The organism is Streptomyces radiopugnans, from assembly GCF_900110735.1.
Classification (GTDB): Bacteria; Actinomycetota; Actinomycetes; order Streptomycetales; family Streptomycetaceae; genus Streptomyces; species Streptomyces radiopugnans.
Map to the genome: position 1 here is coordinate 1 of NZ_FOET01000036.1, position 1483 is coordinate 1483.

The window sequence follows — 1483 nt, forward strand, 5'->3', positions numbered from 1 at the left end:
GGGAGCGGCTCTGCGGGTGGTGGAGGTCGAGCGCTACGAGCGGCGGCAGCGCACCCACGACCTGTCCATCGAGGACATCCACACCTACTACGTGGGCGTCGGAACCGAGAACGCCCTGGTCCACAACTGCAGTTGGAGCGAGTCCTTCGACAAGCTGCCGGACGGCAAGCAGAAGGGGTCGGTCAAGGTGGTCGAGGACGTCGGCGAGCTCCGGAAGCACTTCGACGAGTGGACGAAGGACGCCGAGAAGCTCCCCCCGCGCGGTGAGAAGATCCCGGACGTCTACAGGCTGGAGGACGGCACGGTCATCCAGTGGCGGAAGACCTCGGCGTCCGGCGGTGAGACGATCGACATCTTCCCACCGGGGCAGAAGCCGAAGAAGGTGCACATAGGCCATGGGAGCTGACGAGAAGGACGAGGCCGGCGGCCGCGCCGGACTCGTGGACCGCGTACTGGCCGAAGCGGCCGACGACTGGATTCCGGTCGACATGCTGCTCTGGCACGCCAGGGAGGAGGCGAAACGGTCGGGGGAGGACTTCAGGCAGGTCGCCGTCGCTCTGCTGGAGGTCCTGCTGGAGGAGCACCTGATGGAACTCGGAGACCTGGGCGAGAGCGGCTTCGAGGCGTGGAGCTCCCCGGTCGGGGAGCAGGTGCGGCGGTTCGTCGACGGCTGCGAGTCGGTCGGCTGGGAACCGTTCGGCGCCCTGTGGTGGCTGGCCATCACCCCCGAAGGGCTGCGGCGCGTGGGGTGATGACGGCTGCCACAAGCTGTGGCAGCCGGCCGAAGCCGCAGGCCGGCCGGCCTGTCCGGGAACGGGACGGGAACGGGGACGGTCGATGACGGCGGTGAGCACGGCAGCGTCTCCGGTACGGCTGACGCGTGGCAAAACCGCATAGCGAAAAGGGAGTTGGGCCCGGCTTTGGGCCCCCGGGCCCATGCTTCCCCGGGGGCTGCCCAATAGCCTCCCCGGTATGTCGGGACTCGTATCCTCAGCGCCTTCGGACCATGGGTACGCCGGGCGCACACCGATGCCGAGCGCGGTGGTCGCGGCGAGGCTCGTGCTCCTCGCGCTGCTCGGTCTGTCGGTCGCTGACGCGGCAGCCGGTGCGGCGGGCCGGGAGGCGGTGTACGCCCTGGTGCCCGGGGTGGCCGGGGTCCTGCTGGCCGGCGGGATGCGGACGGCCGGGCGCCGGGCATGGGCGGGCGTCTTCCCCGTGCAGGCCTGGGTGCTGGTCCGGGCGTGGCAGAACACCGGGGACGGCCTGTGGTGGGGGCCGGTCCACATCCTGCTGCCGCTGCTGGTGGCGGCGCTGCTCTCGACGCCGCGTGCGCGCTCCTGGTTCGCCCTGGCACGGGAGCGGAGGGCCCCGCGGCGGTCCTTCTCCGCGGCGCGGATGCTGCGGTTGCGGTGTTCGGAGGGTGGTCAGACCTCGACGGAGTACGTCGGGATGGTCGTGGTGGTGGTCGCGATCGTCGGTGGTC

At 70.9% G+C, this 1483-nt stretch carries 2 protein-coding genes and 1 pseudogene; all 3 read left to right on the forward strand.

Translation table 11 applies throughout. The annotated features are described in order from the left end of the window. The coding region (locus tag BMY40_RS28200; protein ID WP_177214159.1) for a hypothetical protein at positions 1–406 on the forward strand (406 nt) is incomplete at its 5' end. Then, positions 396–752 carry a hypothetical protein gene (locus BMY40_RS27325; RefSeq protein WP_093663455.1) on the forward strand — a complete coding sequence of 119 codons (357 nt, stop codon included), beginning with the start codon at positions 396–398 and terminating at the stop codon, positions 750–752. The genes BMY40_RS28200 and BMY40_RS27325, both read left to right, overlap by 11 nt. A 277-nt stretch (positions 753–1029) precedes the next feature. Next, positions 1030–1483 (forward strand): annotated as a pseudogene (locus BMY40_RS27330) (alpha/beta hydrolase); the annotation flags it as partial.

Excerpts from the sequence above, each read along its gene's own strand:
- BMY40_RS27325 (WP_093663455.1), top strand. The coding sequence starts at position 396 with ATGGGAGCTGACGAGAAGGACGAGGCCGGCGGCCGCGCCGGACTCGTG.